The organism is Shewanella putrefaciens (assembly GCF_016406305.1).
In the GTDB taxonomy this organism is placed as follows: domain Bacteria; phylum Pseudomonadota; class Gammaproteobacteria; order Enterobacterales; family Shewanellaceae; genus Shewanella; species Shewanella putrefaciens_C.
The window spans coordinates 3,321,393-3,347,553 of the sequence record NZ_CP066369.1; the positions used below are offsets into that span (position 1 = coordinate 3,321,393).

Consider the following 26,161-nt stretch of genomic DNA (forward strand, 5'->3'; position numbering starts at 1 on the left):
AAAAACCCTTCGGCTCGACCTTAAACCCGTTTAAGCTAATACTTTATGATAATGAATTGGCTAATTAAACATCACTCTGTTATAAGTAACTGTAATACAGCGTATTAACAGAACATGTTGCAATAACAGGGAGAGTATCATGACGATCATTATCGCCGATATTATGAGTACCCGTGTGGTCACTGTCGAAATGGACGATCGCCTCTCTGTCGCTAAGGAAATCTTTGAGCAGGCGAACTTTCACCACTTACTTGTCGTGGATGAACGCAAGCTAGAAGGCGTGCTATCGGAGCGAGATTTACTGCGCGCCATCAGCCCTAACCTCGGCAGCAGTGCTGAAACGGTAAAAGATCTCGAAACCCTGCAAAAACGTGTGCATCAAGTGATGACGCGTAATCCCGTCACCATAGCGTCCCACATCAATTTAGATACGGCGACCCGTATTTTGCTCGAGCATAATATTGGCTGTTTACCCGTTTTAGAACAGGGGGAATTAGTCGGTATAGTGACTTGGAAGGATCTATTGCGCGCCTACTGCGAACACCGCGCGATAGAAGACAGCGAGTGCTAACCTTAAGTTTGCACTCGCTTTTGCTTTTTATACCAGAAGGCTTGGAACTAGATCGCCCAGCCGCCCATATAAAACACCACTAAACCTAAGGTAATGGCCAGCACGCCAACCTTAAGTTTACGCCATTCGCCGCTGCAAATACGGCCAACGACCAGAGTCACAAAGCCGAGCATAATACCTGTGACAATATTACAACTTAAGATAATAAATACGGCGCAGGTTAGGCCCGCCATGGCATCGACTTTATCGTTAAAATCGAGTTTTGCCACATTGCTTAGCATCAATAGGCCGACATACATTAATGCTGGTGCAGTGGCATAGGCTGGCACTAAATAACTCAGCGGCGCGAGGAACATCATCAATAAAAACAGTACGCCAACGATAGTCGCCGTTAACCCTGTCTTACCGCCCGCCGCTGTGCCCGCCGCCGATTCGATATATACCGCCGCAGGAGCGCCGCCCACTAAACCTGCAAACATGCTGCTGACAGAGTCTGAGGTTAAGGCTTTACCGCCGCCAACAATATTGTCATCCTTATCGAGCAGATTAGCCTGACCAGCCACGGCACGGATGGTGCCGGTCGCATCGAAAATCGCCGTCATAACGAGGGCTAAAACGATAGGCAATACCACGGGATTTAAGGCGCCCATAATATCGAGTTGGCCTATGAGCGAATGCTCTGAAGTCAAATCGGGGAAGGCAAACAAACCTTGATATTTCACACTCGGATCGAACACTAAACCAAATACCGATAGCGCGATAATCACCAGCAAAATCCCACCAGGAACACCACGGCGCTCTAAACCGATTGTCGCCGCTAAACCGATAACAGTTGCGATAACGGGTAAGCTGTTAATGTCGCCCAACTTCACCGGTAGACCGGCATCATTCGCCACAATCAACTGCACGCTGTTAGTCGCAATCAAGAGTAAAAACAAGCCAATACCAATGCCAGTACCGTGGGCAATCCCCTTAGGTAAATTAGCCAGCACCCATTGACGAATACCCGTCACACTCACGAGTGTAAAGGTCACGCCCATCAGGAAGATGGCGCCTAACGTGACAGGAATCGACATGCCTTGACCTAGCACTAAGCTAAAGGCCGTAAAGGCGGTGAGTGAAATGGCGCAGCCAATTGCCATAGGTAAGTTTGCCCACAAACCCATAAGCAAAGACCCAAAAGCGGCAATTAAACAGGTCGCGATAAATACGGCTGCGGGGTCGAATCCCGCCTGACCTAACATATTGGGCACCACAATCACCGAATACACCATAGCGAGGAAGGTGGTTAATCCCGCAATCACTTCTTGGCGAACCGTGCTACCACGTTGCTTTATTGAAAAATACTGGTCCAGAAATGAACCTGAGGGTACGGCAGTTGAACTCAATTGCTCAGACATAATATTGTTATACCTTGTGATCTCTTAAAATAGGGTCGATACCATCCACACTAAGCAGAATGGCGACGCTGGCTGCGGCAGATTAGAGCCCCAAATCCACGGGATTTAGGTGAGAGATCCACATCATTTTCCTACTGCGGGAAAAATCCATGATCTGCAAGCAGTGATGCTTTGCCTAGTTAAACTATCTTCAACCATGCAAACGCAGCCGTTGTTGGCCGCGGATAATACTGTAAACGCCCCAAGATAGCTAAGACATCACCAACACTTTGATAAATCATTAGCAAAAAAACGCGAAATCAGTTGTTCAAAAAACGCCCTCCATGCAGTGCAATGATACACAGCATCACAGATAAATTTGCCGAGCTTTTACAGACATATGAATATGACTTATGCTTACCACTACGAATGAGGCTCATGTTGGCAGACTATGAAAGAAAAAGGATCGGTTATGGACGAGAGACGCAAGTTTTCGCGGATTTTATTCGCTGCTAGCGCATCTTTGCAACAAGGTAACGAGCAGTGGCAAACAACCATCCTCGACCTCAGTCTTAATGGCGCATTAGTTGAAGAACCTGAGCATTTCACCAGCACAGATCAACCTATTACCCTGAGTTGTATTCTCCCAGGATCCGATATCGAGCTAAAAATGGAAACTGAGTTAGTCCACCATAGGAATGGCCAATTAGGCCTAAAATGCAGCTTTATCGATGTTGACAGCATCAGCCACCTAAAACGTATGGTGGAGCTTAACTTAGGTGATGCTTCCCTGCTGAATCGCGAGCTCATGTTGTTTATCGAAAAACATAACACCGCTGATTAAAACACTCGCTCACAAACACAAACAGCGCCTAATGGCGCTGTTTTGATTTATGGCGTTCATCCCGCTTATTAGCGTCTAATTTTTGCTAGCGCCTACAAACTAAATCACCTCTAAGCTAAATCGCCTCTAGGGCTTCGGATAATTTTGACACGCCAATGACTTCCATGCCCAAGGGTGGCTTTTTCGGGACGTTTGCTTTAGGTACGATTGCCCGCTTAAAGCCATGTTTAGCGGCTTCGACTAATCGCTCTTGGCCATTGGGCACAGGGCGAATTTCACCGGATAAACCCACTTCCCCAAAGGCGACTAAATCGCTGGGTAAGATATCACCACGGAAACTCGACACCATCGCCAGCAATAGGGTGAGGTCGGCGCTGGTCTCAGTGACTTTTACGCCCCCCACGACGTTAACAAACACATCTTGGTCCGACATCTGTAAGCCGCCGTGGCGATGCATAACCGCAAGCAACATGGCTAAACGGTTAGCATCCATACCTACAGCCACGCGGCGCGGGTTAGACATGGCCGAGTTATCCACCAGCACTTGCAATTCAACCAGTAATGGCCGAGTGCCCTCCCACACCACCATCACCAAGGAGCCTGAAGACTCCTCTTCACCGCGGGATAAAAAAATGGCAGAGGGATTGGCGACTTCTTTAAGGCCGCGTTCGGTCATGGCGAAGACACCTAACTCATTGATCGCGCCGAAACGGTTCTTATGGGAGCGCAAGGTACGGTAGCGGCTATCGCTATCTCCTTCAAACATCACCGAGCAGTCGATGCAATGCTCCAGCACCTTAGGTCCGGCGAGGCTACCATCCTTAGTCACATGGCCGACCATAATCACGGCAATGCCATTTTCTTTGGCAAAACGGGTTAGATAAGAGGCGGATTCACGCACCTGTGACACACTGCCAGGGCTCGAGGCGACATCGCTCATATGCATCACTTGAATCGAATCGACCACTATCACCTTAGGTAATTCTTTAAGGGCCACTTCGCAGATTTGTTCAACGCTGGTTTCTGATAACATGCGCAGTTTATTAGTCGGCAAACCAAGGCGATGGGCACGCATAGCCACCTGCTGCAACGACTCCTCCCCCGTGACATACAGCGCAGGCATTTGCTCCGCCAGATGACATAGGGTTTGCAATAAAAGCGTACTCTTACCCGCGCCAGGGTGACCGCCAATCAGAATGGCAGAACCCGGCACAATACCGCCACCGAGCACGCGGTCTAGCTCACCAAAATGGCTCAAGATCCGCGGCAGCGCATTGAGATCAATTTGATCTAAGGTTTTAACTTCACTGCTACCTGCGCCAGCATAGCCGACGAACTTAGCGCTGCGCCCAGGAGAAGCCGCACCGAGCCTGACCTCAGTTATCGTATTCCACTCCTGACAAGCACTACACTGCCCTTGCCACCGGGGAAAGTCTTGCCCACACTCATTACATACGTACGCGGTTTTATTCTTTGCCATAACTCATTAAAATCTGTATAAAATAAATTTAAGTAACTCGTTTAAGTAACTGTGAATACTGCCGACATTAGACTAACAGTCCAAAACAAAATAAGCATTAAAAAGAGCCCTGCATGAGTTTAGATAACCACAGTGCACTCATAGAACAGCTCAAGCCGCTGCTCATGGAACCTAACTTCCAAGAGATTTTCCAGCAGCTGACGATTGATGAAAGCAATTCGACCCGTTTTCTACTGAAAATGGAATTGAATCGCTTGGCCTCGCCCTGCACGCGGGTTATCGATCTTAGGGATAAATCTGAACTCCCCTGCACTGAAGTCATGCTCGGCCAACAGCGCCACTTTTTAGATGAGCCCGCTAAACGCAGCTTGTTTGAGGCTATGTCCTTATACCGTAATCAGTACACTTTAGGCGTGTATGAATACGTGCTTACAGCCCATCAACAGCGTAGACAAAAATTACGCCAAGGAACGCCACAGGCCGACAGTATCGAATCCGAACCTTTTATGGTGCCGGGAGTCGTCCTTGGCAGTTATTTTAATCGCGCCGAAGAAAGGATGAATTACAGCATCCGTATTACGGCTTCACAAATGGGCCGAGGGGAAACCCCTGGGATCACGGTCGATATGTCCATTGGCGGCGCCCGCATTCGACTCGCGGCTAATCATCCCTTCGACCTCGATAAACCGCTCAAAGTGAAGCTCCTTGAGCTCAGTGAAGAATATTATTACCCGGATCTTCAACAGGGGGTCGACTACGAAATCGTCGATAGCCAACTCAATGGGGAATATATTTGGCTAAGACTTAAACGCATTAGTGGCACCGATGCCCTAGGCGATATGCTTGGCAATTTAATTCGTGGCTACAAATTACGTTACAAGTTAGATGTCAACGATGTGTTAGTCACAGCATCGGGCCTAGGATTTGAGCGCCACTATCTACCACATTTGCCACACTTGCCCTTATATCTAAACCAGCAGACGCAGACGGTAAGCCATATGCTGCTGAGCCGCGATAATCAGCAAATAGTGCATTATTTTCAGGATGAAAATGATGTCAGCCAGCTTCCCGCTATGCTCACTCAGGCACGTTTATCGGCGCTGCTCGCCCAACCAAACAATCCAGACCATGGACTTTTTTTTAGTTTTACCTATAACGCGCAGGGCTGTTTGTATTTTTACTCCGCCACCTTAGCCGAGCTCAAAGCGAAAGGGTTAATGCCGTTATTTTTAGGTTTTGCATCCACTAAACCCAGCTGGCGCATTTTCAAACTTATCCAAGATAAAATCTATCATGAAAAGGGATACCGCCGCGCCACGTTACCGGGGGATGAAACTAAATACAGCCCACTGGTCGAGCAGCAATTGTCTCAGTTTAGCCATGTAATGCAACTGATTGATATAACAAATGAAGATGCGAGACTAACCTACAAAGCTTGGCAGGATAACAGCAATGCAAACGCCCTGAAAGCCTTTGGTCAACAACGGCTGACGGCACATAAAATTAAACCCGTTTCAATGCAGTTTAGTGAGCGCAGACAAGAGGCGCGTTTCGCCTTTAAAACCTTAGTAAATCTCTCCCAGTGCGAACTGAAAGCCAGCGGAATCACCTTAGATATTTCTAGCCGAGGGATGCAGTTAACCTTAGATAATCCAACGGCATTTTCATCCAACAAGCCTTTAATGCTCAGTTTGCCAAAGCTACAAACCATCGCAGGTAAAACGCAACTCGACCATCTACCCTATCGTCTAGTGCGCACCCGGAAAAATGGCGTGACCTTACACTTAACCGCTGTGATGGGTCATACCCCCCATGTTGGGGTCGAGTTTTTAAATAAACTGATTGCCCATAATAAAGAAAAGTTAGAGCAATTGACTGAAAATAATAGTGAAGTCAAAGAGCTTGCCGACGGCTTAAAAAATATTTTGCTGCGGGATCTCCATTCTGTGCCCTACTTTGTCGAGAAAACAGCAAAATCAGCCCAGGTTGCCTGCCTTGGCGTCGGCACCCAACGGGATGATATCAGTGATATTTTTGCGGCAGGCACCTCTGATGCGCTGCAATACAATTTAGCGCCGCTACTTAAGGATGGTTTCTTCAAACGGGAGATCCTTGAGCCCATACGCCAAATGAAACCCCAGCAGGATATGGATTTTATCGAGGTCTTTATTCAGCTGACCCGTCAATCCCGTGGGCAGATCCATTTGAAGTGTGTCCCCGCGAGTGATATTGGAAATGCAAAAGCCCAAGTGGCATTTATTACTCAGAGTAAAATGGCGGGCCGTTTTATCGCCCTGCGCATTTACCGCGGGGCAACGGAAAAACCCGATATCAGTTATCTGCGCCGCGAACTTGAATACATTAATGTCCACGCCAACCATAGAGCAAAGCAGTTAGAAGAGCAGCTTTGGCGGATCATAGGTGTCGGTGAGCTACTCGATATCACCCAAGAAGTGGAACTTAGGTATCCCGCATTACATCCAATACAGGCCTAGCCAGCACAGCTGAAAATCCGCAGGCCTAATCCCTGAGCACGCACAGATCAAAGGCTAAATACCAGTCAAGGATCTGCAAAAAATGATCAGCTGCCGCATCCAAGTGGGTCAGCATATCTCCATGTCCATAATCGTGTTTAAAGCCATTAGCCTTAGAGAGTAAAGTCAATTTCACTTGCTCGAATCCACATTCGTGCACCATATCGGCGACATCTTCGGGATGGCCGAGCACTGTATCGTTTTGACCAGCAAAAAACCAAGCCGCTGGCCATTGAGCCGTTTTAGCCGCCTTTGCATAATCGAACCCGTCGTCGTGATCGCGCCACTCACCCCGCACCCAATCTATGCTTTGGTTCAAGGACGCGCGGCTCTCGTTATCCATACCTAAGCGCAATTTATCGGCAGCGAGATATCCTTGCCCTATGGCTAAACCAGGCGCGAGTCGATTCCAAAATAGATCGACCATCAGCCACTTTTTGAAGGATTTAACTCGGATAGTGCGCTTACTGCCGAAGGTCAATAGTGAGCGAACACTCTGCTGCAATTGAGGATAGCGCGCTAGGCTGCTCGCCATGAGCACGCCGCCCCAGGAATGGGCACACCAATGCACCTGAGACGGTGCGACGGTGTTAGTCACTTGGCAAGTTTGTTGATGTAAATCCAGAATAAATTGCTGCACTAAGGGGAGCTGCTCACGAATAACTTCTCCCTGCCCTAGGGTGAAATCCCGGGTGATCTTAGGCAGGCTCAAGCCACGGCCTGCGGTATCGAGCACATAAACAATAAACCCAGCCCGAGCGAGGAAGCAGCCAAGGCCCCGCCCGCTTTGACTATAAAACACCCGTCCGTTAGACATAGCGCCGTGGAGCATCAATATCGGCGTTTTAGAAAAATCTGGGTTAGCAGGCAGTAGCTGACGCAGGTGCAAATGCCCGTCACGGTAGGGTAAGTAAAGCGAAGACTGTGAAATGGTCGAAACCGAGGCCTGCTGAGTCAAAATAAGTCACTGGTAGTTCATCAAGTAAGACTAAACTACCAGCTCGGATTCAAAAAACAAGAGCCATTACTCTAACTCTGGTTTTCGTCTAAGCGGTTTATCACCTTGAAAAACCGTCTAATACTGCAGTAAATAAGGCAGGACCCGTAAATCGAGTCGACGAATATTCGCATCAGCCGCAGCGGCTAACTTAGGTTTAGCATGAAAGGCAATGCCAAAATCCGCCACTTGAACCATAGGAATATCATTGGCACCATCGCCAATGGCCACTCTTTGTCCCGGTGGAATTTGCCAATCGGCACTACAGGCTGCTATCACATCGGCCTTAAATTGGGCATCGACAACCTTTCCCGTGACCTCACCGACGAGGCGTCCGTCAGTAATCACTAACTCATTGGCAAAGGCCGCATCTAAGTTTAATAACTGCTTCAAATGGCCGACAAAAGGCGTGAAGCCACCCGAAGCAACCACTAAGCGCCACTGGTGCGACTTAAGCTCGGCAAGCATAGGCTCAAGGCCAGACATCAAAGGCAGGCGCTCACATAGGTTCTCGATAATACCGGCGTCGGCCCCCTTAAGTTGGGCAACGCGTTGGCGTAAACTCTGCTCAAAATCCAACTCCCCCAACATGGCACGCTCAGTAATCGCAGCCACCTGCTCACCAACCCCCGCCATCGCCGCTAATTCATCAATACATTCAATTTGAATCGCGGTTGAATCCATATCCATGACCAATAACCCAGGTTCACTCAGCTTAGGCAATGCCTGCCTAATCAGATGACACTCGGCTAAATCACTGGGGAAAGTCGCTAGCAGCTCACGGCTAGGCTCAAGTGGCAGGGCCAGCTCGATGCAGTGCAAGGCCACTTGGCGGCGAATGGGCGCGATATAAATGACGTCCAGCCCAAGTGTTTTAGCGAGGGAAAACATCCAAGCCGAGAGTGCACTTTCAACCCTAAGATCGTCATAAATGAGTCGCATACGAAAGAGAGAACCCGCAGGCATACCCGCTGACTCTTGGTAAGCTTCAAAGGCATGCCCTTGGTATTCAAACCGTGGCGTGGGGCTAGCAGCTAACCATACAAATAAGGCATCTTGGTTCAAGCTTTCCATAGGACGAGTGTTCTCCAACTATCGGGCTCACGCATAATCAATTATGATTAGGCAAGCGTGTTAAATGTTAAGGGTCGAAGTGTTATATCTTAAAGGGCTTAAGAAAAGCCATAAAATCAGTAGACTGCTCCAAATCGCCATCGCTTTGACCTTGATGGTGGGCTTAGTGCAATTGTGGGAAACAAGCCTACTACAAGGTCAACTGCTTCTAAAGTCCCAAACGCAAAAGATGGCAAGATTACTGGTACAGCAAACCGCCTATAGTGCGGCGCCCGCGCTGCAGTTGCAAAACGATGAGCAGTTGCAATGGTTAGCCAGTGCGCTAGTCGAAGATCCTAAGGTGATATCAGCGGCCATATTCAGTGATCAAGGTATTCGACTCTCATTTGCCCAAAGTATTTCCAAAGAAGGAGCAGATCCCGACTCCGAAGAAATGAACCTGCTACTCAGCAAATATCCGCCCTATGTTGAACCTGTTATCCAAGAGGGTAAGAACCTAGGTTATGTTGAGGTCAGACTCGATACCAAACTGTTTTTTAATGAAATTAAAGAAGCCCACAACCTGAATATGGAGCAACAGCAAATCATGCTGCTGGTCGCGGGCTTAATTGGCATGCTGTTATCCCGAGCCCTTTCCTTTAAACGTGCCGATTTTGACCGCCGTCGTACCCGGGTTAAATTACGTCAAAATCCCAAGAAAAATAACCAGACCAAACAGAGTGAAGCGGCCGAGGCAGAATTAACCGTATTAGATGCCTCTAAAAATATAGAGGACAAAGTCGCAGAGGGTGCTAAGACTAATACAGAGATAAACTTGAATAATCCTCAACCTAAGACTGAAGATCAACCCAAGCCAGAGGAAAAGAGTGGCGACAAAATAAAGCCAGAACAAGAGATTAATCTTTCTAAAAACGCTATTAAGCCCACTAAATCAGAATTAAAACCCAAAGTAAAAACGATCCGCCGCGTTAAAAATCAAGCAAAAACCAGTGCAGAGAAAAGCCCTGCCCAACCCAGCGATCTCGATACGGACTCCACGGGCTAAATCCATCAAGCTTCGCAATCTCGGCGACGGGACATGACCCATAAAAAAGGGTTCGCAGTGCGAACCCTTTTTAACCCAAGCAACAATTACAATGAATTACAGGGTAATCGCCGCTTCTAATGTCATAATAATCATGTCATTGAAGGTCGTTTGACGTTCTTCAGCAGTGGTTTTTTCACCGGTGCGGATATGATCAGATACGGTCACAACGCACAGGGCGCGGGCACCAAACTCATGGGCAACACCGTATAAACCGGCGGCTTCCATTTCTACCCCTAACACACCCATTTTTTCCATCACGTCAAACATTTGTGGATCGGGAGTGTAGAATAAATCGGCAGAGAATACGTTACCCACGCGGATCTTAGTGCCTTTAACTTTGGCAGATTCAATCACGGCATTCATCAGCTCATAGTTCGCGATTGCAGCGAAATCTTGGCCTTTAAAACGTAAACGGTTTACTTGAGAATCGGTACAAGCGCCCATGCCGATGATCACATCGCGCACTTTAACGTCTGTGCTGATCGCGCCGCAAGTACCTACACGGATCAGGTTCTTAACGCCGTAATCTTTAATTAATTCAGTTGCATAGATTGAGCATGAAGGAATACCCATGCCTGAACCCATCACAGAAATACGTTTACCTTTATAAGTACCGGTAAAACCTAGCATGTTTCGAACATCAGTCACTTGCTCAACATTTTCTAAGAATGTTTCAGCAATATATTTTGCACGTAATGGATCGCCAGGAAACAGAACCGTCTCAGCGAATGCGCCCTCTACAGCATTAATGTGTGGTGTTGCCATCGAAATAACCCCTGTTTATTTTATTAAGACTTAAGTCTTTGTTTACTGGCGGCCCAATTTCAGCCGCCAAATTGATATCCAGCGCGTTTAATTAAATAAACGACTCGCCATAGGCCATTGGCTCGAGCTTAAAGTGGCTCGCAATTGATTGACCTATATCGGCAAAACTATTGCGGCGGCCAAGCGTTCCGGCTTTTAAGCCTGCGCCATAGGCAAGTACAGGCACATACTCACGGGTATGATCTGTGCCTTGCCACGTTGGGTCACAGCCGTGATCCGCGGTTAAAATCAGCAGATCGTCTTCACCCAGTAAGGCCAGCATTTCAGGCAAGCGGGCATCAAAATACTCCAGCCCCTTAGCATAGCCCGCCACGTCACGGCGGTGGCCATAGTGGGAGTCAAAATCGACGAAGTTAGTAAACACTATAGTGTTATCGCCAGCGGATTTAACTTCGGCTAAGGTCGCATCGAATAAGGCTTCAAGGCCGTTCGCCTTCACTTTTTTAGTGATACCGCAGTAAGCGTAAATGTCGGCAATCTTACCTACACTCACCACTTCGCCACCGGCTTCCTTCAGCTTATCTAACACGGTTTTTGCTGGCGGCTCAAGGGAGTAATCCTTACGGTTGCCAGTACGGGCAAAGTCACTTGGGCCTGTACCATCAAATGGACGGGCAATCACCCGACCTATGTTGTAAGGCTCTAACTCTTCACGGGCAATTTCGCAAAGACGATAGAGGTTTTCTAAACCAAAAGTGCCTTCGTGGCAGGCGATTTGAAACACTGAGTCAGCCGAGGTATAGAAAATAGGCTTGCCAGAACGCATATGTTCTTCGCCCAATTCCTCCAGAATCGTAGTGCCAGAGGCATGACAATTCCCTAAAAAGCCATCGAGTCCCGCACGGGCTAAAATCTTATCCGTCAATTCTTTAGGGAATGAATTCTGATGCTCGCTGAAATAGCCCCATTCGAATAATACGGGCACACCCGCCATTTCCCAGTGACCGCTCGGGGTATCTTTACCCGAACTTAATTCTTGGGCATGACCATAGGCGCCAATCAGTTGAACGTTTTCACCAAACCCCGGTGCAAAGGCACCCGTGCTTTCCATCGCCGCATGGCCTAGGCCGAGACGAGCTAAATTAGGTAACTTAAGTGGGCCTTCACGGCCGATGTCGGCTTTGCCTTCGGCGCAAGCCTTCGCGATATGACCAAAAGTGTCAGATCCTGTATCCCCAAACTTGGCGGCATCGGCTGCTGCGCCAATACCAAAGGAGTCCAACATCATAATAATTGTACGTTTCATAATACTTCCTTAAAGATCCGATGCACGAATGTAAGCATAGATCTCAGGTGTTTTTTCAGGGGCGGTTTCACCAATGTGAATCGCTTTTTTAACGGCATTTTCCGCTTCCGCAAAGGCAGCTTCAGATTGCGCATGGATCACGGCAATCGGTGTTGATGAGTCAATTTTGTCGCCCAGGGCGCATACTTGAGTCAGGCCAACACTATAGTCTAGTGCATCGCCGGGCTTACGGCGGCCGCCACCTAATGTCACCACGGCTAAACCTAGCTCACGTGTATCCATGCTGTGGGCAAACCCTTGCGTATCGGCAAACACTGGACGAATAATTTGCGACTGCGGCAGATATTTACTGTAGTTTTCAACAAAATCGACAGGACCACCTAGGCCAGAAACCATCTTGCCAAAGATCTCGGCAGCACGGCCGTTGTCTAGCACGCGGTTCAATTTCGCACGGGCATCGGCTTCATCGGTCGCCAGACCACCTAGGAGCAACATCTCGGCACATAGCCCCATAGTCACTGCGTAGAGGCGAGGATTACGGTAAGCACCGGTTAAGAAATCGATGGCTTCTTTCACCTCAACCGCGTTACCCGCACAGGATGCGAGCACTTGGTTCATATCGGTGAGCAAGGCTGTGGTTTTAGTGCCAGCACCATTAGCCACCGCCGCGATACTGCGAGCTAATTCTTCGGAGGCTTCATAGGTTGGCATAAAGGCGCCGCTACCGACTTTTACGTCCATCGCCAGCGCATCTAAGCTACAAGCTAATTTCTTAGAAAGAATAGAGGCGGTTATAAGGGAGATGGATTCGACGGTCGCGGTATTGTCACGGATGGAATAGAAACGTTTATCGGCGGGAACCAGATCGCCCGTTTGACCGATAATGGCCACACCGACATCTTTAACGACTTTACGGAACAGTTCGCTTGAAGGCTCAGTTTGATAACCCGGAATGGCATCAAACTTATCTAAGGTTCCGCCGGTATGGCCTAGGCCACGGCCTGAAATCATCGGCACGTAACCACCACAGGCGGCGGCCATAGGGCCAAGCATCAGGCTGATAACATCACCGACACCGCCCGTACTGTGCTTGTCGATTACGGGTCCGTTAAGGCCTAAAGATTGCCAGTTAAGCACAGTGCCCGAGTCGCGCATTGCAATCGTTAACGCGATTCTTTCATCCATATTCATGTCATTAAAGTACACAGCCATGCCTAATGCGGCAATCTGACCTTCAGACACGGCATTGGTGGTTATGCCCTTAACAAAGAACTGTATCTCTTCGGAACTTAACGCTAAACCATTACGTTTCTTACGAATAATTTCTTGAGCTAGAAACATGATACTGCCTCCAAGATAAAAGCCAAATCCAAAGTCTGGCAGTTATCTTTGCAATGAAACATCAAAACTGTAGCAATATTACAAACACATGCTATCGAAGTTCTGATGTTTTCAACTAGATTTAGGTCACACTTAATTAGATTCGATATACCATTTTTGTATTAATCTGTGATTAATAGCCTTGAGTAGGCTTAGGCGCATCGGCTAATTCTAAGGTGTGTAACAAGCTGTTGAGTAAGCTTGAAGCCCCAAATCTAAAGGTACGTGGAGACACCCAGTCAGCACCCAGAATACGTTCGGCAACCCCTAAGAACTCTGCGGCTTGGGCAGCATCACGCACACCGCCAGCAGGCTTAAAGCCGACCTTAGGATTCTTCTCGCTGATCACAGTCAGCATAATTTCGGCGGCTTCTAGGGTGGCGTTAACAGGCACTTTACCCGTAGAGGTTTTGATAAAATCAGCACCAGCATCGATTGAAAGTTCAGATGCACGGCGAATCAGTGCAGGATCGGCTAACACGCCAGATTCGATAATCACCTTCAGTAAGACTTCACCACAGGCCTCTTTACAGGCTTTAACTAATTCAAAACCTATGGTTTCGTTACCTTCCATCAGAGCTCTGTATGGGAAAACTACATCAACTTCATCGGCGCCATAGGCGACTGCGGCGCGGGTTTCGAGCACAGCAATCGCAATATCATCATTGCCGTGGGGGAAGTTAGTCACAGTAGCGATTTGAATATCTTCGGCGCCAATTTCATCTAAGGTTTTACGTGCGATAGGGATAAAACGCGGATAAATACAGATAGCGGCGGTATTACCTGCGGCGGTTTTCGCCTTATGGCACAGATCGATCACTTTCTGATCTGTGTCGTCATCATTCAATGTGGTTAAGTCCATTAACTCGATGGCGCGTTGTGCTGCTTTTTTTAAATCAGTCATAATAGCTCTCCAAAAGAAAAATTAAATAAATATAAATCAGTCTCTTAAAAGCAAGGCTTAGAGGTGGCATTATTTTTGATTATTTTTATATGGCCGGGCCTTCAGGCGATGCCGAGTAACTTACTTAGGTAAATTACTTTGTTATTAGGTATTCAATCTTGCCTATGCATAACACATACGCATCCTGACACTTAAATTGACTATAAGTGATCACGACTTGAATCCTTGAAGACCGGAAGAGAGGATACGAGTAAGACCTTGTTCCTACTTTTCCGCGAAAAATCCGTTTTAGCGCGAGAAAAACACAAACCTTTATATAAACTCACTGCCCAGCATTCTAAATAAGTTTAGATAAAGATTTATGGCAGATTAAATGTGGAGCCGCAGATTGCGGCTCCAACGGCTATTACAAGCGATTAGAACTTGTAAGTAGCTGACAGGTAGTGTGACCAACCTGTTGATTCTAAAGCAAGAGCACCTGCACCATCTTCTAACAGGTAAACGTCTTTAAAGCCTTTCAGACCATAGCCCAGAGCGTAACGATCTGAGTGCCAGTATAGACCGAAGAAGATGTTACCACCGTCAGAGGTTTTTGGTACGAAAGCAGTCTTGTCTTCGTCAGCACCGAATTGGTAATCGATGTAACCTTGGAATGACAGGAAGCTCTTATTATCGAAGAAGTAGAAAGGCTTGAACCAGTTAGCAGAGAATTGGTAACCGTTCCACTCTTTCGCGTTCATGTCGTAGAAACCGTACAGGTTCATACCTGTTTTGCCTAACCAAGGCACGTTTACGTCAGCACCAACACCCCAGAATGTAGAGTTCACGCCTTCACCGTTCAGACCATCCCAATTGAACAGAGTAGAGAAGTAAACTTCTTGTACTGGGCCAAAAGATAAATCTTTGCCAGTTAATGCATCGATAGATACACGTGGTGCAAACTTCATGAACAGTTTGCTGGTGCCAGAACCTGGGTTCTTGTCACCGTCTTTGGTGTTCTCGTTTGCTAAGTTGAATACGTCAACATAACCATAGAGATCGAAAATGCCAGAACGGCCGCCGAACTCCATTTCTAAGTAGTTGTGTTGGTCGCCAGTAGCTGGGTTATCAGGTTTTTCACCGATAGAGTACATAGCGTTGAACTGCATCCACTTGTAGTCTGAACCGTGCAGGTCAGAACGGTCAGCAGCAAATGCGTTTCCAGAGATTGCAGCTACTGCAGTAGCGGCTAAAGCTAAAGTTTTAACATTTTTCATCATCAACCCCATTTATCTTGTTTGCTACCATCGAGGGTAGCGTTCTTTTTGTGGCGCTCGCATTCTACCTAGATTAAAAAAAATCTCAATAATCTAGCGTAAAATCACGAACACAAAATTCTTAATTGTGAACAAAGTCGCGACTTCTTTATCACGATTAATTAACTTAACCGTGCATTCGCGACATATGAACAGAATAACAAATCGAGTTTCCTTGTATTCTGGTCAATGCTATCGGAGAAACTATTCACTACAGGAATCACTACTGGAAAATGGTTGAATTAACTTAGGTCCCGCCCTGCATAGCCAGGACCTAGTTAGTGGGGTTCCCCCCTCGAGCGTCTTAACTTAGATAGCTAAGAACAGACCCGCAATTGTGGCGCTCATTAAGTTAGCGAGTGAGCCGGCGATAACCGCACGAATACCCATTTTCGCTAAATCATGGCGACGGTTAGGCGCCATAGCACCTAAACCACCAAGCAGAATCGCAATTGAAGACAAGTTAGCGAAACCACACAGAGCAAACGAAATAATCGCCTTAGTTCTGTCAGTCATAGCTAAACCCGTTTCAGCAACGACCATACCGCCGTCAGCAATGTCTTTTAAGTATGGAGCAAAGTTCAGGTAAGCAACGAATTCGTTAACAATGATCTTTTGACCGATGAAAGAACCAGCAACTAAAGCTTCGTTCCAAGGCACACCGATTAGGAAGGCTAAAGGCATGAATACATAACCTAGGATCAGTTCCAGTGTTAAACCTTCAACACCAAACCAACCGCCCACACCACCAATAATACCGTTGATCATCGCAATCAAACCAACGAAGGCTAACAGCATGGCACCTACGTTCAGCGCTAAGTGCATACCAGATGAAGCACCCGCAGCAGCAGCGTCTAACACGTTAGCTGGCTTATCAGGATCTTCTGGCAGCTCATCCATATCGTTTTTAGCGGTTTCAGTTTCTGGGTGCATCAGCTTAGCCATTAATAGACCACCTGGTGCCGCCATGAATGACGCAGCAACTAAGTACTCAATAGGCACGCCCATTTGCGCATAGCCTGCTAATACAGAACCCGCGATAGAAGCTAAACCACCGACCATGATCGCAAACAATTCAGATTGCGTCATAGTTGGAATGAATGGACGAACCACTAACGGCGCTTCAGTTTGACCAACGAAGATGTTAGCAGTCGCTGACATAGATTCAGTACGGCTTGTGCCCAATGCTTTTTGTAGTGCACCACCGATAATACGGATGATCCACTGCATAACGCCTAAGTAGTACAGAACAGCGATAAGAGAAGAGAAGAACACGATAACTGGCAATACGTTAACAGCGAAGATAAAGCCAAGTTTGAAGTTAGCTAAATCGCCAAACAGGAAGCCAATACCGTTTTGTGCATAGCCAATCACGCTAGAGACGGCGTCAGATACACTTTTCAGAATATCTTTACCGACAGGAACGTACAGTACAAAACCACCGAAGGCGGCCTGGATAGCTAAAGCGCCACCCACTGTACGCAGATTAATTGCTTTTTTGTTATTCGATAGGAGGAAACCTATCGCAAGTAGGACGACCACCCCTACTAAACTCATCAATATATTCATTAACCATCACCCTATTGTTAACACTTTTTAATTATGTTGTTAATCAACCTATTTCCGAGTCAGATTATACCCGAGGCAAAGTCGAAAATCGTCGTTTTGATCAAATTTTTGGAGTTTAATTTCAATCGCTTAGTGAAGAATGCTAATGCGACCTACACCTGTTTAATTAAAAACAACTAAAGGTCAAACAGTTGCATAGCATTCAACACTAAGTGTTCTGATATTAGAACACTTGATTTTTTTTGCAAAGTTGCAATTTTGTCGATAAAAAGCGCAGCATTGGCGGGCTGGTTACGTTTTTCAGTAACATTTAACGGCGTCATGGCGGGAGAATCAGTCTCAAGTAGGAAGCTTTCGAGCGATAATTCAGCGACTGTTTTGAGCAATTTTTTGGCGTTGGGGTTCATAATCAAACCACCAATCCCAAGCTTAAAACCTAATTTGATATATTCTTGTGCAATCTCAACACTGCCAGAGAAAGCATGTATCACGCCGCCTCTAGGCAGTTGATGCTTTTTCAAACAGGCTAAAACCTCGGCATGGGTTTTCACGCTATGGACAATAACCGGCAGATGAACGGATTTAGCTAACGCCAGTTGCGCCTCAAAAAAAGCTAACTGCCGCGCCCAAGTTGAGGGATAAAGCGCATCTAAGCCACATTCACCAATAGCAACAAAACGAGGACATTCGAGTAACGAAGTCACTTGAGATGTTAATGCCAAGATCCCAGCATCAACATCCTCTGGGCAAAACCAAGGATGGATGCCTAATGCAAAATAGGCTTGATATTGTTGTGCAACGGCGAGTTGTTTTTGCCAGTGGTCGGGGGAAACGCCAGGGATAATCAGATTACTGATCCCAGCTTGATGCATACGCTGAACCACTTGCTCACGGTCTGCATCAAACTCAGGAAAATCTAGATGCGCGTGGGTATCTAACATAGGCCAATACCTCACTCATCATCGGGCTTGCGCTCAGGTTTTAATGCTGGTTTGGATTCGATTGGTAGACTAGACGCTTTAGTCGAGCACTTTGGCGTGAGCGGCGGATCTTCAAGGCGAGGCATGCAACAACGGCGATTTTCAGGAGTGAGCCCCATTTTATCGCACCAACGAATGTAAGCTTGCCATGATTTTGTGATCCAATTAGCCATATCAGCATCCCAAACCGTAAATTAGATACAAAAATGGCGGTAATACACCGCCATTTAAACACGACTGCAAACCAACCCAAATTAATGCTCGCGGGTTTTCGCAAACTCTATATCAGGGTATCTTTCCATCGAAAGATTAAGGTTAACCATAGTTGGCGCAATATAAGTTAAGTTATCACCACCATCGAGGGCCAAGTTTTGGCTGCACTTGCGGCGGAATTCTTCTAGCTTACGCTCATCCTTACAATAAACCCAGCGAGCAGTAGAAACGCTAATGCCTTCGTAAATAGCTTCGACGTTATATTCACTCTTCAGACGACCAACAACCACTTCAAACTGCAGTACACCCACAGCGCCGACGATCAAATCGTTGGTGTCTAATGGACGGAAGACCTGCACAGCACCTTCTTCAGATAACTGTACTAAACCTTTCAGCAATTGCTTTTGTTTAAGCGGATCACGCAGACGAATACGGCGGAACATTTCCGGCGCAAAGTTAGGCACACCTGTAAAACGAAACTTTTCACCTTGGGTAAAAGTATCACCAATACGGATAGTACCGTGGTTATGTAAACCAATGATATCGCCAGGATAAGCCACTTCGGCGCGCTCACGGTCGCCCGCCATAAAGGTTAGAGCATCGCTTACGTTAACGTCCTTACCAATTCGAACATGGTGCATTTTCATGCCTTGCTCATAACGGCCCGAACAGACACGCATAAAGGCGACACGGTCACGGTGTTTGGGATCCATGTTAGCTTGAATTTTAAACACGAAACCGGTGAACTTCTCTTCATCCGGCATGATCGTCCGTACATCGCTTTCGCGCGGTAATGGCTTAGGCGCCCACTCGACGATACCGTCGAGAATATGATCCACACCGAAGTTACCTAATGCAGTACCAAAGAAGACTGGCGTCAACTCGCCTCTCAAGAAAGCCGCATGGTCAAACTCGTTCGATGCGCCGCGCACTAATTCCATCTCATCACGCAAATCAGCCGCATAGCTGCCAATCGCTTTATCTAAATCTGGATTATTAATGCCTTCAATCACTCGACGTTCTTGAATAGTGTGTCCCATACCACCTTGATAAAGCACCACTTCATCACGCAGAATATGGTAAATACCTTTGAATTCTTTACCGCTGCCGATAGGCCAAGTAATAGGTGCACAGGCGATATTGAGTACGTTTTCGACTTCATCCATCAGATCAATAGGATCACGGATATCACGGTCGAGTTTGTTCATAAAGGTCACGATCGGCGTATCACGCAGACGGGTCACTTCCATCAACTTGATGGTGCGATCTTCAACACCCTTCGCGGAGTCGATGACCATAAGACATGAGTCCACTGCGGTGAGAGTACGGTAGGTATCTTCCGAGAAATCTTCGTGACCAGGCGTGTCGAGTAGGTTAACGAGGGCGCCACCGTAGGGGAATTGCATCACAGACGTAGTAATAGAAATACCACGGTCCTTCTCCATTTCCATCCAGTCAGACTTAGCATGCTGACCCGATTTTTTGCCTTTAACCGTACCCGCTTTTTGCAAAGCGTTTCCGAATAACAGCACTTTTTCGGTAATGGTTGTTTTACCCGCGTCGGGGTGCGATATGATCGCGAAGGTGCGACGTTTATCGACCTCTACTTTATTGCCTGACATGTTAACCTATGCACTAGTATCGCTAAAAAGGCGCAAATTATAGCGCCTCACTGCTCACTTGGCTAGGCAAAGCCCGAGATGAACTCGGGAGTGCGAAGGTTATTTTGCTTCTTCTAGCAAGCCTTTAACTTTTGCGAGTTCGATGCGTGCATATCTGTGTTCGACAAAATCATAGATATTGGTCGCAAGAGCAAGGCGTAAATAGTTAGCGGCATCCTGATATTGCTTAGTCTCTATCGCCATTTTGGCTAAATAGAAATACGCCTCACATAAACGCTCAGCATATTCTTTGGGGTGAGTCAGCCCCGATTTTGCCGCGGCAAATACGTCATCACGGCTTTTTAAACCAAGATAATGGTCAACGATCACAGTTGACCAAGCATCGGCCTCTAGGCCCTGACGGTGTTCCTGTAATTGACGCTTGGCTTCGGTCACATTGCCTTTTGATTGGATCAAATACAACCACAATGCACGGTAGCCATCTTTATTATCGCCAGCATAAAAGGCTTGCATATCCTTTACCGCAAGATCATTACGATCGCCATAATAGAGGGCTATACCACGATTTAAATAGGCATAATCATAATTAGGTGAGAGCTCTAATACCCCATCGAAGGCCTCATAGGCACTGTCGTAATCGCCTTCTTGGGTGTAATAAATTCCAAGGAAATTATAGGCATCGGCCAGATCGGGCTGGAGCTTCAACGCTTGCATAAAATCAATGCGCGCCAACAGCCTTAAACCTACGCTGTCATAAATCACACCGCGGTCATAGTGAAAACGAGCCCTTTGTTCATTGGTTAACTCGACGGCGGATAAAATTTCATTGAGTTTCGCCAGTGTCACTTCGACTTTATAATCGGGCATTACTGGGGCAACGACTAACTTACCTTCAACATCATTGTGGTTCTCTAAGGGAGACTGAGTGGTTGCACATCCAGCCAACATCAGGCTGGCAGCCGCCAGCACAGCAACAATAGCGGTTCTAATTTTAAGACTCATCCATTTCTACCTTTTTAGATTCCCAACACACGCAGAAGAATGTTCATGATAGCAATCCCACCACAGGACTGCTATTGACGAATAGCATTAATCGCAACTTAATTAAATTTGAACAAAGAAAAAGGAGATCAATGGATCTCCTTTTTGGGCAGTCACTTAAAAGTGCATGGGAATACTGAGTTTATCCCTCAATTATTCTGCAGCAGCTTCTTTGGTTTGTGCTTCTTTAATTGACAGTCTTACACGGCCTTGACGATCCACTTCCATGACTTTAACTGTCACTTCTTGGTTCAGCTCAAGGTGATCTGACACGTTAGCCACACGCTCATCACTGATCTGTGAAATGTGTACTAAACCATCTTTGCCTGGAAGAATGTTCACGAAGGCACCGAAATCAACGATACGGATAACCTTACCATTGTAGATACGACCCACTTCTACTTCTGAAGTGATTTCTTCGATACGACGGATAGCTTCTTTAGTTGCTTCGCCATTTGAAGAGGCAATCTTCACAGTACCATCATCTTCCAGTTCAATCGTAGTGCCGGTTTCTTCGGTCAGAGCGCGAATGACTGCGCCGCCTTTACCGATAACGTCACGGATTTTTTCTGGGTTGATTTTGATCGTTGTGATGCGTGGAGCATGATCAGAAATATCATCACGGTGTGAACCAATGGCTTGATCCATCACGTTCAGGATATGCACACGTGCGCCATAAGCTTGTTGCAGTGCGATTTCCATGATTTCTTTAGTGATACCTTCGATCTTGATATCCATCTGCAGTGCAGTAATACCGTTACGGGTACCCGCCACTTTAAAGTCCATATCACCTAAATGGTCTTCATCACCTAAGATGTCAGAAAGAACAACGAAATCATCGCCTTCTTTCACTAGACCCATAGCGATACCCGCCACAGAAGTCTTGATAGGTACACCGGCATCCATCAGCGCAAGTGAAGTACCGCAGACTGACGCCATAGAGCTTGAACCGTTAGATTCAGTGATTTCAGATACCACGCGCACGCTGTATGGGAATTCAGCCGCTGAAGGCATAACTGCGTTGATACCGCGCCAAGCTAACTTACCATGACCGATTTCGCGGCGCTTAGGTGAACCCACCATGCCTGTTTCACCAACAGAGTATGGAGGGAAGTTATAGTGCAGCATGAAACGGTTAGTGCGCTCGCCCATGATGCTGTCGATCTTCTGTGCATCACGTTCAGTACCTAAAGTACAAGTCACTAGGGCCTGAGTTTCACCACGGGTGAACAGTGCGCTACCGTGAGTACGTGGCAATACGCCCGCTAACACGCTTAATGCACGGATCATGTCTGGTTCACGACCATCGATACGAGGCTCGCCACGAATAATGCGACCACGAACCACTTTCTTCTCTAAGCTGCCCAGTAAATTGTCAACTTCACGCAAATCAATGTCTGGATTGCTGGCTAACAAAGCTTCTTTTACTGCCGCTTTAACGACAGAAACTTGAGCATAACGATCTTGTTTAACTTGGATTTTATAGGCATCGCCTAAACCCGCTTCAGCCAACTCTTTAATTTGAGCGACTAAGGTTTCATCTTGTACTGGTGCGGTCCAATTCCACATTGGTTTGCCGGCTTCTGCTTTAAATTCAGCAATCGCTTTAATAACCACTTGTTGTTGATCGTGACCATAAACAACAGAACCTAACATCACTTCTTCTGGTAATGCTTGGGCTTCTGATTCCACCATTAACACTGCGCTTTCGGTACCTGCAACCACTAAGTTCAGTTGGCTGGTCTCGATTTGAGCAACAGTTGGGTTTAGTACGTATTCGCCATTGATATAACCCACACGAGCCGCACCTAAAGGACCGCTGAATGGAATACCAGAAATAGCCAGTGCCGCTGAAGTACCGATCATGGAAATGATATCTGGCTCGATTTGTGGATCGACAGAAACCACAGTGATGATCACTTGAACTTCGTTTTTGAAACCATTAGGGAAAAGAGGACGAATTGGGCGGTCAATCAGACGAGCGATTAATGTCTCATCTTCTGAAGGACGACCTTCACGCTTAAAGAAACCACCAGGAATTTTACCCGCTGCGTAGGTCTTTTCTTGATAGTTAACAGTCAGAGGGAAAAAGTCACGACCGGCTTCGGCTTCTTTTTTACCTACAACAGTGACTAACACTGTCGTGTCACCCATACTCGCTAACACGGCTGCATCGGCTTGACGCGCTATAACACCCGTTTCTAGGGTGACTGTATGTTGACCATACTCAAAACTCTTTACAATTGGATTCACGTGACCCATTCCTTAATTAATGACCTTGAATTACGCGCGTAAGTATACTGCAATTAAGGACAATAGATAAAGAGCAGATAATGATGACAAAGACCTATCTTTTCACTAAAGTGGGTAAATCAACAAAGAGTTATGCTTTCATTTGATACGGAAAATCATCCCTGTGGCGAAAAACAATAATAAAGGACAAGCTGAATGACAGGTCGCTTTAAATCCCTGACATGGAAACAAACTAACCTCGTCGTATTTACTGCGTTATTTTTCGCTATCGCTATTTTTATTGTTGAAATCGCCCTCGTTGTCATTTCGACAAAACAACAACTTACCACCACACAGCAGGAACTACTCGACTCAGTGGAGCAGCCCGCCGCCAATGCCGTTTGGGCATTGGATGATAATTTAGCGAGGCAAACCTTAGAAGGTGCTATCAAAGTCGAGCATGTAGGCTCAGCGGTGATAGAACTCGACGATGGTTCCATGTTTGTTTCCGTCAGTAATAATAAAAAAAATAGCTCGCAAACATTTATCAGCCTCAGCAATGAACTCTTCGATGATTTGAAAGAAATCTCTCGGCCCTTATATCGCCCCTTCTATTTTGAAGGCACCCAAAAACAGCAACTTATCGGCACTCTGACTATTTTTTACGACACTCAAGAGTTGACTAACACCCTGTTTTCACAGCTAAAACTGGGGTTCCTCGCCACCTTGGCCCGCGCCCTATTGCTCACCTTAGTGCTCTCGGTTGTGTTCCACCGTTTCTTAACTCAACCAATAGCAAGAATAAGCGAAGCAATTGATAAGATTGAACCCGATTCGCCGGATGAAAATTTACTCCCTATGTCCAGCGCCCATAAGGATGATGAATTAGGCTTAGTGACCTCTAAATTTAATCAAATCCTGATCCAATTTAGCCAGACACAATCTAAACTGCGTAAAATGGCGACCCGCGATCCGCTTACCGGGTTACCTAACAGGACGCTATTGCTCGAAACCATCGCAGTCACGATTCAACGCTCCCGAGTACATAAACGCAGCTTTGCGTTGATGTTTATCGACTTAGATCGCTTTAAAAATATCAATGACTCCCTCGGCCATGCCCTGGGCGATCAGTTCTTAGCCAGAATAGCCCGCATTCTCGAACGAGTTGTGGGCGATAAGGGCACAGTCTCTCGTCTAGGGGGAGATGAATTTGTGATTTTGGCTGATTCTGTCCAGTCACCGGATCAAGCGGCGGATTTTGTCGATAAACTGTTAGTTCAACTCAATGTGCCTATTCAGCTCAATGAGCATGCAATCCACCCGGCCGCGTCCATTGGTATTTCAATTTATCCCGAAGATGGCAATAGCGCAGAGGATCTTATCCGCCATGCGGATATCGCCATGTACAGTGCAAAAGCGGCGGGGTCGAATCAATGGGCCTTCTTTAAACAGCAGATGACCGAACGCGCGGCGGTACGCTTACGTACCGAAGCATCATTACACGATGCACTGAAAAACAATGAGTTTTTACTGTATTTTCAACCTAAACTCGATCTGCAAACCGGTAAGGTTATCGCCTGTGAAGCCCTGATCCGTTGGCAAAAAGACGGCCGTTTAATCAGCCCTATGTCCTTTATTCCCGTGGCCGAAGAAACTGGCATCATAATTCCTATTGGCCGTTGGGTGATAGAACAAAGCTGTAAAACATTAAGGGAATGGCAGAAGAAATATCACTATGCGATCCCGATTGCGATTAATGTTGCATCGCAACAATTTGCCGATGCGAGCCTAGTATCCGATATCAAACAAATGGCACTGCGCTATCAGATCCAACCCGATCTGTTAGAAATAGAAATCACTGAAACCTCGTTAATGAACGACATTGAGCAGGCCATAGTTAAGCTTGAACAACTGAAATCCGCAGGATTTGGTATCGCGGTGGACGATTTTGGGACTGGGTATTCTTCACTCTCATATCTGCGGCATCTGCCCATCACGACGATGAAGATTGACCGTTGTTTTGTATCGGATTTGCCAGGTGATAGTGCTATTGCATCGACCATCTTAATGCTTGGAAAACAGCTAAATTTAACTATCGTTGCCGAAGGGATTGAAAACGAGCTCCAGCTCGACTGGCTGAAGGAAAATCGGTGCCAGATTGGACAAGGTTTCTATTTTAGTCAACCTTTGCCCCAGGCAGAGTTTGAAGCCCTCTATATTGCAAGCCAGACTGCGAGCATCGCTCATATCGATGGTAAATGGTAGATGGGTAGATGGGTTGACGGTTGACGGTTGACGGTTGACGGTTGACGGTTGACGGTTGACGGTTGACGGTTGACGGTTGACGGTTGACGGTTGACGGTTGACGGTTGACGGTTGACGGTTGACGGTTGACGGTTGACGGTTGACGGTTGACGGTTGACGGTTGACGGTTGACGGTTGACGGTTGACGGTTGAGCAACCTAGAGAAAAACCAGATTTAGGGCAATAAAAAAGGAGGCTAAGCCTCCTTTTTTACGTTAGTCGACGTGAAATTAACGACGTAGACCTAACTTTTGGATCAGTGCGTTGTAACGCTCTGCATCAGTACGCTTCAGGTAAGCAGTTAACTTACGACGCGCGCTAACCATGCGTAACAGACCACGACGTGAGTGGTGATCGTGGATGTGCTCTTTGAAGTGATCTTGCAAATGGTTGATTTGCGCAGTTAACAAAGCAACTTGAACTTCAGTTGAACCAGTGTCGTTTTCGCCACGGCCAAATTCAGCCAGGATTTTTGCTTTCGCTTCAGTACTTAGTGACATGTGTCTCTCCAAATATATAGTATGAATCTCTAGCCGATCACTAACTCAGCCAGAGGGCGCGCTATTCTACCCATAATCCAACCC

21 protein-coding genes are annotated in these 26,161 nt (G+C 46.8%); 5 read left to right on the forward strand and 16 right to left on the reverse strand.

The window, feature by feature from the left end; genetic code table 11:
• Nucleotides 1-139 precede the first annotated feature (139 nt).
• On the forward strand, nt 140-571 hold the full coding sequence (locus JFT56_RS14485) for a CBS domain-containing protein (RefSeq protein WP_198780746.1): 432 nt from the start codon (nt 140-142) through the stop codon (nt 569-571).
• A gap of 47 nt (nt 572-618) precedes the next feature.
• Here the strand turns inward: JFT56_RS14485 and JFT56_RS14490 are convergent, their stop codons facing one another.
• Nucleotides 619-1,971: an NCS2 family permease gene (locus JFT56_RS14490; protein WP_198780747.1), complete on the reverse strand. Its 1,353-nt coding sequence runs from the start codon at nt 1,969-1,971 to the stop codon at nt 619-621.
• A 451-nt stretch (nt 1,972-2,422) separates the two neighbouring features.
• Between JFT56_RS14490 and JFT56_RS14495 the strand changes: the two genes are divergently transcribed.
• Nucleotides 2,423-2,794: a PilZ domain-containing protein gene (locus tag JFT56_RS14495; RefSeq protein ID WP_198780748.1), complete on the forward strand. Its 372-nt coding sequence runs from the start codon at nt 2,423-2,425 to the stop codon at nt 2,792-2,794.
• Between the two features lie 115 nt (nt 2,795-2,909).
• Here JFT56_RS14495 and radA read toward each other — a convergent pair whose 3' ends face one another.
• A complete protein-coding gene (gene radA, locus JFT56_RS14500; protein ID WP_198780749.1) occupies nt 2,910-4,274 on the reverse strand; it encodes a DNA repair protein RadA in 1,365 nt (454 codons plus the stop codon).
• A gap of 113 nt (nt 4,275-4,387) precedes the next feature.
• Here radA and JFT56_RS14505 point away from each other — a divergent pair, with 113 nt between their 5' ends.
• On the forward strand, nt 4,388-6,769 hold the full coding sequence (locus JFT56_RS14505) for a PilZ domain-containing protein (RefSeq protein WP_198780750.1): 2,382 nt from the start codon (nt 4,388-4,390) through the stop codon (nt 6,767-6,769).
• 25 nt (nt 6,770-6,794) lie between these two features.
• On the opposite strand, the gene JFT56_RS14510 is transcribed toward JFT56_RS14505, so the two are convergent.
• On the reverse strand, nt 6,795-7,766 hold the full coding sequence (locus JFT56_RS14510) for an alpha/beta fold hydrolase (protein ID WP_198780751.1): 972 nt from the start codon (nt 7,764-7,766) through the stop codon (nt 6,795-6,797).
• Between the two features lie 117 nt (nt 7,767-7,883).
• On the reverse strand, nt 7,884-8,879 hold the full coding sequence (serB, locus tag JFT56_RS14515) for a phosphoserine phosphatase SerB (protein WP_198780752.1): 996 nt from the start codon (nt 8,877-8,879) through the stop codon (nt 7,884-7,886).
• A gap of 64 nt (nt 8,880-8,943) precedes the next feature.
• On the opposite strand from serB, the gene JFT56_RS14520 reads away from it, so the two are divergent.
• Nucleotides 8,944-9,924 carry a YtjB family periplasmic protein gene (locus tag JFT56_RS14520; protein WP_233095524.1) on the forward strand — a complete coding sequence of 327 codons (981 nt, stop codon included), beginning with the start codon at nt 8,944-8,946 and terminating at the stop codon, nt 9,922-9,924.
• Between the two features lie 96 nt (nt 9,925-10,020).
• Here JFT56_RS14520 and deoD read toward each other — a convergent pair whose 3' ends face one another.
• The 11 genes from deoD to pnp form a co-directional block, all read right to left on the reverse strand.
• The gene (deoD, locus tag JFT56_RS14525; protein ID WP_198780753.1) at nt 10,021-10,731 is read right to left on the reverse strand and encodes a purine-nucleoside phosphorylase; all 711 of its coding nucleotides are present in this window, start codon (nt 10,729-10,731) and stop codon (nt 10,021-10,023) included.
• A 91-nt stretch (nt 10,732-10,822) separates the two neighbouring features.
• The gene (locus JFT56_RS14530; protein ID WP_198780754.1) at nt 10,823-12,037 is read right to left on the reverse strand and encodes a phosphopentomutase; all 1,215 of its coding nucleotides are present in this window, start codon (nt 12,035-12,037) and stop codon (nt 10,823-10,825) included.
• 9 nt (nt 12,038-12,046) lie between these two features.
• Nucleotides 12,047-13,378 (reverse strand): thymidine phosphorylase, encoded by a 1,332-nt coding sequence (deoA, locus tag JFT56_RS14535; protein WP_198780755.1) that lies wholly within the window; start codon nt 13,376-13,378, stop codon nt 12,047-12,049.
• A gap of 172 nt (nt 13,379-13,550) precedes the next feature.
• Nucleotides 13,551-14,321 carry a deoxyribose-phosphate aldolase gene (gene deoC, locus JFT56_RS14540; RefSeq protein WP_007646060.1) on the reverse strand — a complete coding sequence of 257 codons (771 nt, stop codon included), beginning with the start codon at nt 14,319-14,321 and terminating at the stop codon, nt 13,551-13,553.
• 416 nt (nt 14,322-14,737) lie between these two features.
• Nucleotides 14,738-15,577 (reverse strand): outer membrane protein OmpK, encoded by an 840-nt coding sequence (locus tag JFT56_RS14545; protein ID WP_198783591.1) that lies wholly within the window; start codon nt 15,575-15,577, stop codon nt 14,738-14,740.
• Nucleotides 15,578-15,925: 348 nt separating this feature from the next.
• Entirely contained in the window at nt 15,926-17,185 is a 1,260-nt protein-coding gene (locus JFT56_RS14550; RefSeq protein ID WP_198780756.1) for a NupC/NupG family nucleoside CNT transporter, read from the reverse strand.
• Nucleotides 17,186-17,361: 176 nt separating this feature from the next.
• Complete coding sequence (locus tag JFT56_RS14555; protein ID WP_198780757.1) at nt 17,362-18,126, reverse strand: TatD family hydrolase; 765 nt, start codon at nt 18,124-18,126, stop codon at nt 17,362-17,364.
• Nucleotides 18,127-18,137: 11 nt separating this feature from the next.
• The gene (locus tag JFT56_RS14560) at nt 18,138-18,338 is read right to left on the reverse strand and encodes a hypothetical protein (protein WP_198783658.1); all 201 of its coding nucleotides are present in this window, start codon (nt 18,336-18,338) and stop codon (nt 18,138-18,140) included.
• An 81-nt stretch (nt 18,339-18,419) separates the two neighbouring features.
• Nucleotides 18,420-20,000 carry a peptide chain release factor 3 gene (gene prfC, locus JFT56_RS14565; protein WP_198780758.1) on the reverse strand — a complete coding sequence of 527 codons (1,581 nt, stop codon included), beginning with the start codon at nt 19,998-20,000 and terminating at the stop codon, nt 18,420-18,422.
• A gap of 99 nt (nt 20,001-20,099) precedes the next feature.
• Nucleotides 20,100-21,002 carry a lipoprotein NlpI gene (gene nlpI / locus JFT56_RS14570; protein WP_198780759.1) on the reverse strand — a complete coding sequence of 301 codons (903 nt, stop codon included), beginning with the start codon at nt 21,000-21,002 and terminating at the stop codon, nt 20,100-20,102.
• Nucleotides 21,003-21,194: 192 nt separating this feature from the next.
• On the reverse strand, nt 21,195-23,294 hold the full coding sequence (gene pnp / locus JFT56_RS14575; protein ID WP_198780760.1) for a polyribonucleotide nucleotidyltransferase: 2,100 nt from the start codon (nt 23,292-23,294) through the stop codon (nt 21,195-21,197).
• Between the two features lie 195 nt (nt 23,295-23,489).
• Here pnp and JFT56_RS14580 point away from each other — a divergent pair, with 195 nt between their 5' ends.
• On the forward strand, nt 23,490-25,538 hold the full coding sequence (locus JFT56_RS14580; protein WP_198780761.1) for a putative bifunctional diguanylate cyclase/phosphodiesterase: 2,049 nt from the start codon (nt 23,490-23,492) through the stop codon (nt 25,536-25,538).
• A 269-nt stretch (nt 25,539-25,807) separates the two neighbouring features.
• On the opposite strand, the gene rpsO is transcribed toward JFT56_RS14580, so the two are convergent.
• Entirely contained in the window at nt 25,808-26,077 is a 270-nt protein-coding gene (gene rpsO, locus JFT56_RS14585; RefSeq protein ID WP_007646044.1) for a 30S ribosomal protein S15, read from the reverse strand.
• Between the last annotated feature and the right edge of the window lie 84 nt (nt 26,078-26,161).